General features: G+C 64.4%; 20 protein-coding genes. 9 read left to right on the top strand and 11 right to left on the bottom strand.

Annotated features, from left to right (window positions below; genetic code table 11):
* Window position 1 precedes the first annotated feature (1 nt).
* The 11 genes from N5D45_RS11270 to N5D45_RS11220 are packed head-to-tail and all read right to left on the bottom strand — an operon-like array spanning window position 2 to window position 6005.
* The gene (locus N5D45_RS11270; RefSeq protein ID WP_197573175.1) at window positions 2–310 is read right to left on the bottom strand and encodes a hypothetical protein; all 309 of its coding nucleotides are present in this window, start codon (window positions 308–310) and stop codon (window positions 2–4) included.
* Window positions 310–549, bottom strand: coding sequence for a hypothetical protein (locus N5D45_RS11265; RefSeq protein WP_197573174.1), 240 nt, complete (start codon window positions 547–549; stop codon window positions 310–312). Before N5D45_RS11265 ends, N5D45_RS11270 begins: the two co-directional genes overlap by 1 nt.
* Window positions 542–778, bottom strand: a complete 237-nt coding sequence (locus N5D45_RS11260) for a hypothetical protein (RefSeq protein WP_008265702.1) — start codon at window positions 776–778, stop codon at window positions 542–544. The genes N5D45_RS11265 and N5D45_RS11260 overlap by 8 nt, the downstream gene beginning before the upstream one ends.
* Before the next feature lies 1 nt (window position 779).
* Window positions 780–1178: a hypothetical protein gene (locus N5D45_RS11255; protein WP_197573173.1), complete on the bottom strand. Its 399-nt coding sequence runs from the start codon at window positions 1176–1178 to the stop codon at window positions 780–782.
* 1 nt (window position 1179) lies between these two features.
* Entirely contained in the window at window positions 1180–2355 is a 1176-nt protein-coding gene (locus tag N5D45_RS11250) for an AAA family ATPase (protein ID WP_197573172.1), read from the bottom strand.
* Window positions 2352–2510: a hypothetical protein gene (locus N5D45_RS11245; RefSeq protein ID WP_197573171.1), complete on the bottom strand. Its 159-nt coding sequence runs from the start codon at window positions 2508–2510 to the stop codon at window positions 2352–2354. The genes N5D45_RS11250 and N5D45_RS11245 overlap by 4 nt, the downstream gene beginning before the upstream one ends.
* Entirely contained in the window at window positions 2510–4324 is a 1815-nt protein-coding gene (locus tag N5D45_RS11240) for a DDE-type integrase/transposase/recombinase (protein ID WP_197573170.1), read from the bottom strand. The genes N5D45_RS11245 and N5D45_RS11240 overlap by 1 nt, the downstream gene beginning before the upstream one ends.
* A gap of 1 nt (window position 4325) precedes the next feature.
* Complete coding sequence (locus N5D45_RS11235) at window positions 4326–5276, bottom strand: hypothetical protein (RefSeq protein ID WP_279938955.1); 951 nt, start codon at window positions 5274–5276, stop codon at window positions 4326–4328.
* Window positions 5276–5569 carry a helix-turn-helix domain-containing protein gene (locus N5D45_RS11230; protein WP_197573169.1) on the bottom strand — a complete coding sequence of 98 codons (294 nt, stop codon included), beginning with the start codon at window positions 5567–5569 and terminating at the stop codon, window positions 5276–5278. The genes N5D45_RS11235 and N5D45_RS11230 overlap by 1 nt, the downstream gene beginning before the upstream one ends.
* Window positions 5566–5799: a hypothetical protein gene (locus N5D45_RS11225; RefSeq protein ID WP_197573168.1), complete on the bottom strand. Its 234-nt coding sequence runs from the start codon at window positions 5797–5799 to the stop codon at window positions 5566–5568. The genes N5D45_RS11230 and N5D45_RS11225 overlap by 4 nt, the downstream gene beginning before the upstream one ends.
* Window positions 5796–6005 (bottom strand): hypothetical protein, encoded by a 210-nt coding sequence (locus N5D45_RS11220; RefSeq protein WP_088611146.1) that lies wholly within the window; start codon window positions 6003–6005, stop codon window positions 5796–5798. The genes N5D45_RS11225 and N5D45_RS11220 overlap by 4 nt, the downstream gene beginning before the upstream one ends.
* A 110-nt stretch (window positions 6006–6115) precedes the next feature.
* On the opposite strand from N5D45_RS11220, the gene N5D45_RS11215 reads away from it, so the two are divergent.
* From N5D45_RS11215 to N5D45_RS11175, 9 genes are all read left to right on the top strand, one after another.
* Window positions 6116–6502: a helix-turn-helix transcriptional regulator gene (locus N5D45_RS11215; protein ID WP_164255558.1), complete on the top strand. Its 387-nt coding sequence runs from the start codon at window positions 6116–6118 to the stop codon at window positions 6500–6502.
* A gap of 34 nt (window positions 6503–6536) precedes the next feature.
* Window positions 6537–7010, top strand: coding sequence for a hypothetical protein (locus N5D45_RS11210; RefSeq protein ID WP_279938954.1), 474 nt, complete (start codon window positions 6537–6539; stop codon window positions 7008–7010).
* A 172-nt stretch (window positions 7011–7182) separates the two neighbouring features.
* Window positions 7183–7701 carry a lysozyme gene (locus N5D45_RS11205; protein WP_279938953.1) on the top strand — a complete coding sequence of 173 codons (519 nt, stop codon included), beginning with the start codon at window positions 7183–7185 and terminating at the stop codon, window positions 7699–7701.
* A complete protein-coding gene (locus tag N5D45_RS11200; RefSeq protein WP_279938952.1) occupies window positions 7701–8207 on the top strand; it encodes a lysis system i-spanin subunit Rz in 507 nt (168 codons plus the stop codon). Before N5D45_RS11205 ends, N5D45_RS11200 begins: the two co-directional genes overlap by 1 nt.
* Window positions 8204–8521, top strand: a complete 318-nt coding sequence (locus tag N5D45_RS11195; protein ID WP_279938951.1) for a hypothetical protein — start codon at window positions 8204–8206, stop codon at window positions 8519–8521. The genes N5D45_RS11200 and N5D45_RS11195 overlap by 4 nt, the downstream gene beginning before the upstream one ends.
* Window positions 8518–8841: a hypothetical protein gene (locus tag N5D45_RS11190; RefSeq protein WP_279938950.1), complete on the top strand. Its 324-nt coding sequence runs from the start codon at window positions 8518–8520 to the stop codon at window positions 8839–8841. Before N5D45_RS11195 ends, N5D45_RS11190 begins: the two co-directional genes overlap by 4 nt.
* Window positions 8842–8845: 4 nt before the next feature.
* Window positions 8846–9403, top strand: coding sequence for a DUF3486 family protein (locus N5D45_RS11185; RefSeq protein WP_279938949.1), 558 nt, complete (start codon window positions 8846–8848; stop codon window positions 9401–9403).
* Window positions 9404–11140 carry a hypothetical protein gene (locus tag N5D45_RS11180; RefSeq protein ID WP_279938948.1) on the top strand — a complete coding sequence of 579 codons (1737 nt, stop codon included), beginning with the start codon at window positions 9404–9406 and terminating at the stop codon, window positions 11138–11140.
* On the top strand, window positions 11137–12663 hold the full coding sequence (locus tag N5D45_RS11175) for a DUF935 family protein (RefSeq protein WP_197573249.1): 1527 nt from the start codon (window positions 11137–11139) through the stop codon (window positions 12661–12663). The genes N5D45_RS11180 and N5D45_RS11175 overlap by 4 nt, the downstream gene beginning before the upstream one ends.
* Window positions 12664–12666 lie beyond the last annotated feature (3 nt).

The raw sequence follows: 12666 nt of genomic DNA, 5'->3' as shown, positions 1-12666 counted from the left end.
GTCAGATGGCCCCCCGATCAATGCCGGCGGCGATGGCCAGGTCGAGAATCTCGTCCAGTTGCAGCAGCCAGCGCTTGCTGGTGCTGTGCGCGATCACCACCACGCCGCTGTGGATCCAGACCTCGACCGAGTACTCGCGCCCGGTTTCAGGGTCGTGCACCTGGACGTCTCCTACACGCGACGCTGTCGGGAACGTGTGGCCGTCCTGCACCAGCGTCCCGATGGACTTCTTCCGCTGAGGGTGCTGGGCACTGTGGCGCTGGCGGTTGCGCACCTGGCCGAGGCAACGCTGGAGGGTGGGAACGGCCATCATTCCTCCTCGTCGTCATCGCCGTCGCGCAACTGGTCGACCAGCGCACGCAGCTGCTGCAGGTTGAGGCTCTCCAGCAGCGAAGCCATGCTCTGCCCGTCGCGCCACTCGACACCGGCGCGACGGAACAGGTCCCGGTGCATCACCGTCACCTGCTGGACGGGCAGCTCGGCATCGCGCATCAAGTAAAAAGCGAAGCTGCGCAGGTACTGCGGCCCAGAGGTATTGAAATCAACCATGAGCCACCCCCTCACGCTGCAGCACATCAGCTGGAACATGCGCGGTAATGCGCTCCCAGTTGGCGCGCGGCACGATCACCACCTGCAGGATGTCCACATTCACCGGTGCGGGACGGTCCTGCATTTCAAAGGGAACCGCGACAACACGCGTCGCAAGCGGCCACTGCGCCGTCATCGGTTCAACCACCATGCCTTCGACGGCCGGCCAGCCCTCAGTTCGGATTGCCATGTCAGATGCCCTCCTGGTTGTCGCGAAGGCGCAGCAGTCGCTCCAGCTCTGCAGTGCCAAGAGCCAAGCCACGAACGACGTTCTGGATGCGGATATCAACGTCGTCTTCAGGGTCATCCTCGAGTCGAGTGAGGCCTTCCCAGGCGCTGGGGTTGAATGCGCTGCCGGCGACCAACTGCTGGAGGGGCGCGATCTCCATCGCACCGTTCGCATCGACACTTACAACGTCCTGGTTCATCCACGACGGAAGCAGGTAGAAGGCTGCCGCCGCAGCGAGCTCCTCTTGTGCATGCTCGTCATCGTGCTCGGCGGAATAGCCCTTCTCGCCGATCTGCCGCTGGCGTTCGTCAGCGATAAGGCCGAGGGCGGTTTGGAGCGCGGTGGTCAGATCCGTGCGCATCTCACACCCCCCGCACGACGTCAGCGGTGACGGTCGGCACGCCCAGATCAGCGGCGCGGTTCATCGCGGCGGTCAATGCGTTCTGGACCGCCAGCGGGTACAGCAGCGACCCCGCGCCGCGCGAAGGAACCAGCTTGGTGCGCAGTGCATCGATGGCACCTTGGTCCACCACCTTGTCCAGCGGCACCTGGGCGCGCTTGAAGCGGTGTGCCAGGTAGGCGCCCAGCTCGTTGTCCAGCGGCGGCAGCGTGATGATCTCGATGCGCTGTACTACTTCGCGCACCTCCGGGTTGTGCTCGGAGAGCTTCACGCCCAGCTCAGGCTGGCCGATCAGGATCACCGACAGCAGCGGACGCAGGCCGTCCTTCAGCTCGCGGAAGCGCTTGAGGTGCTTCAGCGTCGGCAGCGGCAGGCTGTGGGCCTCCTCGATCACCAGCACATGGCTGTGGCCGGCGCGGGCGCTGTCACGCAGCGATTCGTGCAGTTGGCGGAAGCGGGCCTCGGGGCTGCTCTTGGGCTTGGCCAGCGGCGCGACGGCGGCCATGATCGCCTCGGCGATATGGTGGCTACGCAAGGTCTTGCCCACTGCATCGCTGCCCTCGCTGGCCAGCACGTAGGGCTGGATCACAATGACCGCCTGCTCTTCGCGCTGGATGCGATCGACCAGGTCTTCGCGCAGCGTGCTCTTGCCAGCGCCACTTTCGCCGATCACCGCAGCAAAGCCACCGTGGCGGGCCACCTGGTACATGCTCTCGCGGACATAGCGGATATCCGGCGACAGGAACACCTCTTCGGCGCTGGTCGGATCGGCGAAGGGATTGCTGGTGAGGCCGAAGTGACGCTTGGCCTGTGGAGTCAAAGCCTGAAATCGCAGTAGCATGGGATCTTCCTCGTCGTGAGTGTCGTTGTCGTTATCGGTGTCTTGCGGTGGGGAAACCGGGGCTGGCGTGACCCCGCACGTCGGCCCCTCCTTTTCATGCCAGTGGGCGTCGGTCACGCCGTGCTGGGTCAGGCAGGAACTGATGGCAGCGCGCACCGCTGCCGGATCGCAGCTGGTGGGCAACTGGCCGTGATTGATCAGGGCGTTGAGGGCCGGACGGCTCAGACCTGCAGCACTGGCCAGGTCTCCCTGCTTGATGCCGGCCTCGGTGAGCAGGCGCTTCAGACGCAACGTCATCGGCGAGTCCTCCGCCCCTGCAAGGCGGCCTTCGCAGCTGCATAGGTGTTGAAGCCGGCCTTTCGCGCAGCAATCTCCAGCGCCTGGCAGTAACCGAATCCGTCGCGCTCTTGGATCAGGCGTGCGTCTTTCTTGATGCTGTCGAGCGAAGCCATCACGCTGCACCTCCTTCCACCAAGCGCAGGCCACCACGCTCCGGCGTTGCCAGGGTGTGCGCCCAGGATTCGACCTGATCTACGGGCAGGCCTTCCGGCCAGCGCTGGGCGGTGCGGGCATAGTGATCCGCCGTCCAAGCCGAACCCGCCGCCTCCAGCAGTGGCTTCAGGCGCATGGCCGCTTCCACGTGGTTCAGTGGCGGCAGTTCCGCGCGGATGGGCGTGACCGAATCAACCGTGAAGCGAGGGGCCTCGACCACATCGGGGACCGCAACGTCCACCCGATGCCCGCGCCGCGGCAGGTGTTGAATCTCAGGTGCCTGCTGCACCGATTTGTAGGGATCGATTCGGCCACCGAACGGCATGGTCTTGGCTTTACGCTGCGCCTTGGCCTGCTCGTCGGTCTCGGCATCCATCGCCAGGCGCTCGACCCGCTTGCGGTTCGTGTCTGCCGGCGTATCGGCATGCGCGCGGTATGTGCCGACGGCCACTGCACCGGTGAACCCGTATGCGTCCGCCTCCAGCGGCTCCATCGTGTACCAGGTGTCGCGGCCAGCATCGTCGGTAAACAGTGCCTGCGCACCGAATTCACTGCCGAAGGCATTGCGGGCAACGGTCAGCTTCTGGCCCACAATCACGCCCGGCACGCCGGACACATCAAAGGTCTTGCCCAGGAAGCTGATACGCAGCAGTGGGTTGACCTTGCGCAGTTCCGGGGCGCGGGTCGCCAGCTTCATGCAGTCCTCCGCCGCCGGCACCAGGCGCAGCTGATCAGGCTTGATCGTCATCCACGCCTGGTAACGCGAGGACTTGTGCCGGGTGTGCTGAGCGGTGGCATTGAAGTTGCGCATCCAGCGCCACGCCGATGCATTGAGCTGCTCAAGGCTCTGCACGTTGTCGAAGCGAAGGCGGTGCTCGAACTTGCGTTCGATCAGGTCGTTGGTCTTTTCGACCTGGCCCTTCGCCCACGGCTGGCCTGGCTGATTGATCCAGATCCGGATGCCCAGGGCGGCGCACAAATTCTTGAACATCGCGCCCGTATTGGCGCTGCCAGGGTCCACCATCACCATCGTCGGTGCACCGCAGAACGGATCAGCCGCACCGCGGTACTGCATGGCATTGATGAAGGTGCGGCACAGGTTCTCGCCGCTCTCGGCGCCCAGCACGTACTCCACGTAGAAGGCGCCGGTGGTGTGATCGGTGAACACGTAGCGCCAGACACGCTCGTTCTCCACGCGAGCCAGGTTCTTGGGCTTGTTCTTGTAGAACTCGCTTGCCGGCATCGCATGCAGGCCGTCCTGCCGCTTGAGGTAATACAGCACGCACAGGCTTGGATCGGCCTGCCACACCTGGTTGGGGTGTTCACTGGCCAGCTGCACCTTCGGTGCAGGTGCCGACAGCTGATCAGGGTGCAGGCGGTTGGTACGCAGAGCTTTGGCTGCCGAGCTCTCGCTCAGCAGTCGGATCTCGCCGGTGCCGGTATCCACAGTCTCGCCGCGCACCATGCCATTGGCGCGCAGCATGTCGATGGCCTCGCCGATGCTGGCCAGGCGCTTGCCGGTGCCGCGACGCGACTCCAGCAATACAGCGGAAATCAGTTCCAGTTCCTGCTGAGTCCAGTCGGAATTGCCCCGATCACTGCGGCGCTTGCGAGGCTTCAGCGAACAGGTCAGCTTCGATACCTGTCGGTACAACGTCTGTACGCTGCAGCCCCATTCGGCAGCGTATCGCTCGGCAATGGCACGCTTCTGGCCATGCCCGGCGCAGAGCAGGTCAGCAGCGGCCTGCTCGATCAAGCTGGCGCTAAGGGTCATATCAGCCCTCCCGCTTCCAGTCGGCCAGGCGGCGGTCATGAATCACCGTGACGCCCACCTCCTGGTGGTCGCGGACAAGGCGCAGGTCGTTGATCAGGCTGGCGATGATCCCGGCCACCTGTTCATCAACATTGAGGTCGTGCTGCTCGGCGTGCTGCATGAGCGTGATCACTGCGCCGCTGAACCCGGCTTCTTCGCTGCCACTGGCGATAGCGATGCGCACTTGGGCGGCCGCCTGCTCCAGCTGGGTCAGCAGCTCCTGCGATTGCTCGTCCGGCGTGGCCTTCTTCCACTTCTTCTGGGCTTTTGCCGTCTTCTCCTCTGCCTTGTTGAGATCGTCGCTCAACTTGGTGATGCGCTGGTCTTTGGCGTCCAGATCGGCGCGGGCTTCGCGGATTGCAGCGCGGAGTTCCCTGTACGTCATCCGTTCCACGTCGTCCAAGGTGAGTTCTGCGGTTTCACCGGTGGTGGCCAGCTCGACGAACTGCTCTTCAGGCAGTGACAGAAGTTCGACCAGCTTCGTGGTGTTTTTTGCGGCATCGATCAAATGCCGCGGCGCCGCGGTATTTGGAATCTGTGCCATGCGTCGCGCGGCCAGCACCATGCGCTGGGCGGTATCGGGACCCAGCCCAAGTCGGTCAAGCATTCCCTGCCATTCGCCGTGTGCGGCATATTCCCGGGCCACGACCAAGTAGCGACCGGCCCGGAGGAAGGCTTCGCAGCCTCGACGCAGTTCACCGCGAATGGCGTTCTCATAGTGGTCCGGGTGCCACGGCAGACCGTCACCGAACTGGTCCACCACCTCGCTCTGGTGCTCACCAAGGGTGACCAGCTCCTGGCTGCGGTCGGCCAGTTTGTCCGCGTCCAGATCTTGGATAACCGGCTCGGCCTGGGCGAGCGGCTTGGCGCCACGCTTGTTGGGTTGCTTCTCTGCCATTTCGATCCTCGTCATCAGTTGGGGCTACGGCTGTAGCGGTTCTTGAAGTCGTCCAGCTGGCGCTCTTCACGAGCCACCTCGGCTTGATGGGCCAAGGCGATCTGGACAATTCGGGGGGCCAGGCGCCAGTTGTCCTGGTCGAAGGGGGAGCGTTCGACTAGGCCGTCTTCGGCCAGGCGCTGAAGGTTGCGCAGCGTGGTGCTGGGGGATTCGCCGATGCCGTCGGCGATCGGCTTCAGGCGCAGGCCGGTGCGGCTGTGCCCGGCCAGGGCGAACAGCAGGCGGGCGAAGATGCTTTGCTCGCTCATGCCGCAGCGTCCTGCTGGCGGCGCGCCAGCTCCTTCAGGATGCGAACGGCGCGGCGGTCGGCTGCGTCGACGGCGCCGGCCAGCGGCAGGGTGTTGGCCAGAGGCGCGTCCGACTCGACGGCCCGCTGCCAGTTGTTCACGGCGGTGGCGTACTGGTCGCGGGCTGAGGTAAGCAGCAGCTCCAGTTCGCGGGTGGACACCTCGTCCAGGGGGCGGCCGGGAGAGGTCATGCCGAGGCCCCCAGGCCGGCGGCCTTCAGTAGCCTGCGCCGCAGGGCCTGACCCTTCGGGCCATTCCAGCGCCCAATGAGGACGTCTCGGGCGTTCTGCGGCGGGACGCCGTTCTCCACGCACCAGCCGCGCAGGCTGGTTCCCTTGCTGACGAAGGCAGTGCGGACCTTGAGGTGAAGATCCAGGCTGGGGGCGGGTTCGCTCATCGCGTGTATCCTTTGATCCTTGTTCCATTGGTTGGCTGCTGTAGGCGCTGCCAGTGGAAGTAATGATGTTCCCGTTCGGGAACACTTGTCAATACCCGATCGGGAACAAAATGACTGACGGAAACTCAGAGAACGACAGCCGGCGCGACACCGGCGAAAGGCTTCGGTTGATCCGGGGCGATAGAAGCCAGAAGGACTTCGCTGAGCTGCTCGGCATCGGGCGAACCACGCTCATCCGGTACGAGGCGGGAACGCGTCCAATAGAGGTCGAACTGCTCGTTAAATTGAATCTGCTATTCGGTACTCAACCGCTCTGGCTTCTCACCGGCATGGGCGCATCAGGAGAAGGGGTGCAGTTGACAAGTCGCGAGGCGATGCTGCTGAACAACTACCGGAACAGTCCTGAAGACGCGAAGGTGGCTCTGGAAAAAACAAGCGCTGCGTTCGCCCAGTCGAAACCGGAACTCAAAACGAAAAAGCACGACTCGTCAGAGTGATGTGGCGTAAGAGCAAATCAACCAGGGGGAAAACATGAAGTGGAAAGTGCTCGCTATTGCTGGCGCAGTGCTGGTGATATCTGTCAGCGGCTGTGCCACCAAACGCTATGGCCGGTTGCAGCCGTTAACTGGCTACGAGACGTTGAACTATTCTTGTGAGCAGATTCGGATTGAACTGTCCAAGGTTGACGCCTTTGATCGGCAGGTAGAGCAGCAGGCGAAGTTCAGTGGTATGTCCGTTGCGAGCTTTCTGGGGGACTTTGGGATTGGGAATGTCATGGAACGAAATGAAGCCAAGAGGACATCGATAGAACGGCGATCTCAGCTGCAAAGTGCCTTCGCTGCCAAGCGATGCGGGGATGTAGAAGTTCGTATCGTTGAGGCTGCCCCGACGACCTTGACCTCCCCTTCGGGGGTGGCCCCTGCCGTTCAACCTGAAAGGCCGACAGCACCGCCGCCCGCGTCTGCCAATAGTTGGTGGGAGGCGCATAGGCCAAAAGGCGATTAGCCTCTTGGCTTGGTCGCACTACCAGCATTCCCCAGTGATCATGCGGACCGCGGTCCCAAGACTCTGATCCAATAGAAACTGAAACTCTGCCCATCGGTTTGGCGCGCATTGGCGCACCTGGCCGGCGGGCATCCTCGTCTGCCCGTCGGCCATCTTTCCCTGGAGATGGCGCATGGCAGCAGAGCAATCCGGTAGCAAGGCACTGCCCATCGCGGGCGGAATGCTGGCAACCATGCTGGCGTTGCTGCTCGGATTGGTGCAGCCCTTTGAGGGCTACTCGGCCCAGCCCTATCGTGATGTCGTCGGCAAGCTGACGGTCTGCTACGGCCATACGGCCAAGGTAGAACAGCGCACCTACACCCGCGCCGAATGCGAGCGTCTGCTCCAGTCGGACCTCGGCGTCGCCTGGAACACCGTGCAGAGTTGCATCAAGGTGCCGATGACGGACTACCAGGCGGCCGCCCTGACGTCGTTCGCCTTCAACGTCGGTCCGGGTGGTGCTGGCGTCAAGGACGGCCTGTGCACGCTGCGCAACGGTCAGCAACCGCGGATCCGTGTCTACGCCAACCAGGGCCGCTGGGACCTCGCATGTGCCCAGCTGAGCAACTGGGCCAATGCCGGCGGCAAGTCCTATAAGGGATTGGAGCGCCGCCGTACCGCTGAGCGTGCGATGTGCGAGGGCCGGTACTGATGGTCCGCACCCTGACCGCAACGGCCGCCCTGCTGCTGGTGCTCCTGCTGGTCGCCATTGCCGCAGCACTTCTCTATCGCGGCAATGCCCTGGATGCGCAGGCCCGTGATACCAGGGCGCAGCAGCGCGTGACCACGCTTCAATCGCAGCTGGAAAGCGAGCGCAGTGCTCGCACCACCGAGCACACCCAGGCCACTGAAATGGCCAAGATCGGAGACGACCATGAAGATGATCGGGAGGCGTCCGCGTCCATCCCTGCTGCTGTTGTGGCTGACCTGCGTGCTGGCAATCTCCAGCTGCGCGACGACCTCGCCACTTGCCACACCGCCCGCCTGTCCCAAGCCGTCTCTGGCGCCGTCGAACGTGATGAGAGCGCCCAACTACGAACAGAGGTTGCGGGGGATCTTGTTCAAGTCGGGCGCGACGCCAACAACCACGTCCAGGCCTGCCAACGCGTCATCGGCGTCCTTACCGGACAGCGCCCACTCGTCGAGACCACCCCATGATCGTTGAAGTGCAGCCGCTCTACCTGGTGTGGTTCGCCGGCATCGGCATCACGCTGCTCGGCGGCCTGATCGCCGGCGGCCGCTGGTTGGTCAACCAACTGCAACAACGCACTGATCAGCAGCTGGCGATCCTGATCAACGACAGCAAGCGCTGGCGCGAGGTTGAGAGTCACCTAACCGACTTCCGCCTGGAAGTTGCGAAGGATTACGTCCGCCGCGAGGACTATGCCCGCGGACAGAGCGTCATCGAGGCAAAGCTCGATGCGGTGGCCTCGAAGATCACGAACATGCAAAGCAAGGGGAGCACGCCGTGAGTCACGGAAATCAAGGCCCGGATCTGGGCAAGCTGCGCCGGGAGCAGCTGCGCTGGCTGATGCTGCTGGTGCTGGATCGCTCACGCCCCTATCCGATCGGTGAAGCGGTCCTGGCCGGCGCCGCCCAGGACATGTACCCGGATGCCACCGCGCTGGAGGTTCGCCGGGAGCTGGACTACCTGGACACCCGTCGCCTGATCGACGTCACCAAATCTCCCTCCGGGCCGTGGTCTGCGGAGCTGACCCGCCACGGTGTGGACATCGTCGAGTACAGCATCGACTGCGGCCCTGGCATCGCCCGCCCGCCGAAGTACTGGTGATCCCATGCCTCCTGTGAGCAAGATCGACCTGCTGCCGGCCGATGTGCGTGACGAGCTGGATCGGCGCCTGGTCGCCAATGCCTTCGGTGGCAGCATCTCGCTGTCCGAATGGCTGGGCGAGCAGGGCTTTGAAATCAGCAAGACCACCGTCAACGAACGCGCCAAGCGGCTCAAGCGCCGCCTGGCGTCGATCAGCGCCAGCACCGAAGCCATGAAGCTGGTGGCCGAGCAGGCGCCGGACAATGCCGCCGAGCGCGGCAGCGCGCTGATGGGCCTGCTGCAGACCGACCTGTTCGAAGCACTGCTGCAGTTCCAGGAGGCGGCCGACCAGGACGATGAGAGCATTTCCCCCGCCGATCGCATTGCGCTGTACAGCAAGGCGGCCAAGGCCATTGCCGAGCTGACCCGCTCTTCCATCATGCGCGAGAAATGGGCCGGCGAAATCCGCCAGAAGGCGCTGGTCGACGCGGCCAGCCGGGTCGAGGAGGCTGCACGGGCCAAGGGCCTGGACGCCGAGGGCGTGGAGTTCTGGCGCAACAAGGTGCTGCATGGAGTCGGCTAAGTGAGTGCACTGGGTCCCCTGCCGGATACCGAGCGCGTCCTGGACTGGGATGAGCTGCCTGAGAGCGTGCGCTCGATCTCGGCCAACTTCGATCCGAGCAAGGCCGGCGTGCTGATGGCCCATCAGTCCGAATGGATCCGGATGCAGGAAGGGCTGGATATCGCGGTCTGCGAGAAGGGGCGTCGTACCGGCATCACCTTCGCCCAGGCGTTGAGCGACACCATCACCGCAGCCTCTGCCAAGGACGCCGGCGGCGACAACGTGTGGTACATGGCCGACACCAAGGAAAAGGGTCTGGAGTTCATCGGCTACGTGGCCAAGTTCGCGCCGATCATTGCCCAGGGCCAGGCATCAAGGATTGAGCAGCATATCTTCCAGGACCAGCAGCCCGATGGCACCAGTCGGCAGATCCAGGCGTTCCGGGTTCGCTTCGCCAGTGGTTTCCGTATCACGGCACTGTCCTCGCGCCCGGAGAACATCCACGGCCTGCAGGGCGTGGTCGACCTGGACGAAGCGGCGCTGCACAAGGACGTGGCCAAGGTGCTCGAATCAGCCACCGCGCTGCTGATCTGGGGGGGCCGGATCCGCGTGTGGTCCACCCACCGCGGCAAGAAGAATCCGTTCAACCAGCTGGTGCAGGACGTCCAGGCCGGTCGCTATGGCCCGAAGGCCGGGGTCATCCGCATCAGCTTCGATGATGCTGTGTCCAATGGGCTGTACGAGCGGGTCTGCGCCATGCGTGGCAAGGTGGCCACCGCCGAGGGCAAGAAGGAGTGGTACACCGCCATCCGCTCGGCCTACGGCCCGCGCAAGGCCGCCATGCGCGAGGAGCTGGACGTCATCCCGCGCGATGGCGATGGCTCGGCCATCCCCTCGGTCTGGATCGACCGGGCCATGCCTGAGGCCCGGCCTGTGCTGCGCCTGGTCTTCGATGACGACTTCCCCAAGCGCTCGGAGAAGGAACGCGAGATCTGGTGCGCGGTCTGGATCGCGACCACACTGCTGCCGACGCTGCGCGCTGCGATCGCCGGCTTCACCGGGCGCTGGGCGATCGGCATGGACTTCGCGCGCCACCGTCACTTTTCCGTGATCACCCCGGCCAAGGTAGGTCAGGATCTGCGCCGGGACGTGCCGTTCCTGATCGAGATGGCCAACGCGCCCACCCGCCAGCAGGAGCAGATCCTCTGGGCGCTGCTGGACGCGCTGAAGGAAGGATTCTCTGGGCGCTGGACGTTCGCTGGCGACGCCACAGGCCCGGGCCAGACTTTGATGGAATACACCGGCGACCGTTACGGCCGGGCCGAGCTCGATGCGGAGACGGGGCGCTACAAGGGCGGCCCGATCCATGAGGTCACGCTGTCGCGCCCTTGGTACAGCGAATGGATGCCCAAGTACATCGCGTTGTTCGAAGACGGCTTCATCAGCCTTCCCAGGGACGCGTCCCTGGAAGACGACCATCGCGCGGTGGAGTACGTCGACGGCATCCCGATGGTGCCGCGTCTGGAACGGAAGGACCTGCAGGATCCGGATCTGATTCGTCACGGCGACGGTGCGATCGCCGGCGCCCTGATGCAGTTTGCAGCGCTCAACCACGTCAGCTCGGTGCCCATTGAGTTCCAGGCGGCCGGTGCGCGCGCCTACATCGGCGACGGCCGAGCCGACGGCGTGGCCACCGTCGTGACCGATGATGCCTTCGGCACCGTCAGCGGCGGCAATGATTTTGGAGGATTCGTATGACCATCGCCCGCCCAGAGATCGGCCGCGAGATTGCCACCACCGCCGATGGCATCGACATTACCCGTGGCTACACCGGGCCGCTGCTGCTGCCCTTCGATAGCGTGCTGCGCAATCGGGGCGGCTATGACCTGCAGATCTACGAGCAGGTGCTGTCCGATCCAGAGGTGAAAACCACCTTCGGCTCGCGCCAGGATTCGGTGGTGGCCTGCGAATGGCAGGTGGAGCCCGGTGGCGAGAAGCGCATCGACCGCCAGGCGGCAGAGTATCTGCAGGAGCAGCTGCACGGGATCGGCTGGGACAACGTCACCCGCAAGATGCTGTTTGGCGTGTTCTACGGCTATGGCGTGGCCGAGATCCTGTACAAGGTCGACGGCACCCGCATCGGCCTGGAAGCGATCAAGGTCCGCAATCGCCGACGCTTCCGCTACGGCAAGGAAGGCGATCTGCGTCTGCTCACCCAGACGCAGATGACCGAGGGCGTCCCGGCACTCGCACCGTACTTCTGGAACTTCTGCTCGGGTGCCGACCATGACGATGAGCCCTACGGCCTGGGCCTGGCGCACTGGCTGTACTGGCCGGTGCTGTTCAAGCGCAACGGCCTCAAGTTCTGGCTGATCTTCCTGGAGAAGTTCGGCATGCCCACCGCAGTGGGCAAGTACGACACCGAGGCAACCGATCCTGAGAAGGCCAAGCTGCTGCAGGCCACGCGCGCGATCCAGACCGACAGCGGCATCATCATGCCCAAGGGCATGGAGTTGGCGCTGCTGGAGGCCGGGCGCAGTGGAACGGCTGACTACAAGGCCCTGCAGGACTACATGGATGCCACCATCCAGAAGGTGGTGCTGGGCCAGACGGCCAGCACCCAAGGCACACCCGGCAAGCTGGGCAACGACCAGCTGCAGCGGGAAGTGCGCCGCGACATCATCACCTCCGATGCCGACCTGGTGTGCGAATCCTTCAACAAGGGGCCGGCACGCTGGCTCACCGAATGGAACTTCCCCGGCGCGGCCATCCCACGGGTCTACCGCGTCACGGAAGAGCCGGAGGATCTGGACGCCACCGCCAGCCGCGACAAGAAGATCCTCGACCTGGGCTACAAGCCCAAGCAGGTCTACATGGACCAGACCTATGGCGACAACTACGAGCCCGTACAGGCACCGCAGGACCCGCCTGCGGCACCGACAGCGATCGATGGGCCGCAGTTCGCCGATGCCGGGGGCGCGGTAGGTAGCCTGCTGCGCCGGCACTACCCGGCGGCCTTTGCCGACAGCACCCCAAAGGCGCCTGATCCTGCCGTCGGCCTGGGCCGGCAGCTTGATCGGCAGCTATCGCCCATTGGTAGTGGCTGGGTGGAGCAGATCCGCCAGCTGATCGATGAGGTCGATTCGCTGGAGGAACTGCGCGACCGGCTGTTCGAGCTGCATCCGAACATGACCCTGGACGACTACGCCTCGGTGATGGCCGATGCGATGACGGCAGCGACGCTGGCCGGCCGCAGCGACGTCCAGGGCGCGGGAGACTGATCA

Source organism: Stenotrophomonas sp. GD03819, from assembly GCF_029841665.1.
Lineage (GTDB): Bacteria > Pseudomonadota > Gammaproteobacteria > Xanthomonadales > Xanthomonadaceae > Stenotrophomonas > Stenotrophomonas geniculata.
This window is presented reverse-complemented; position numbering and strand designations above follow the sequence as displayed.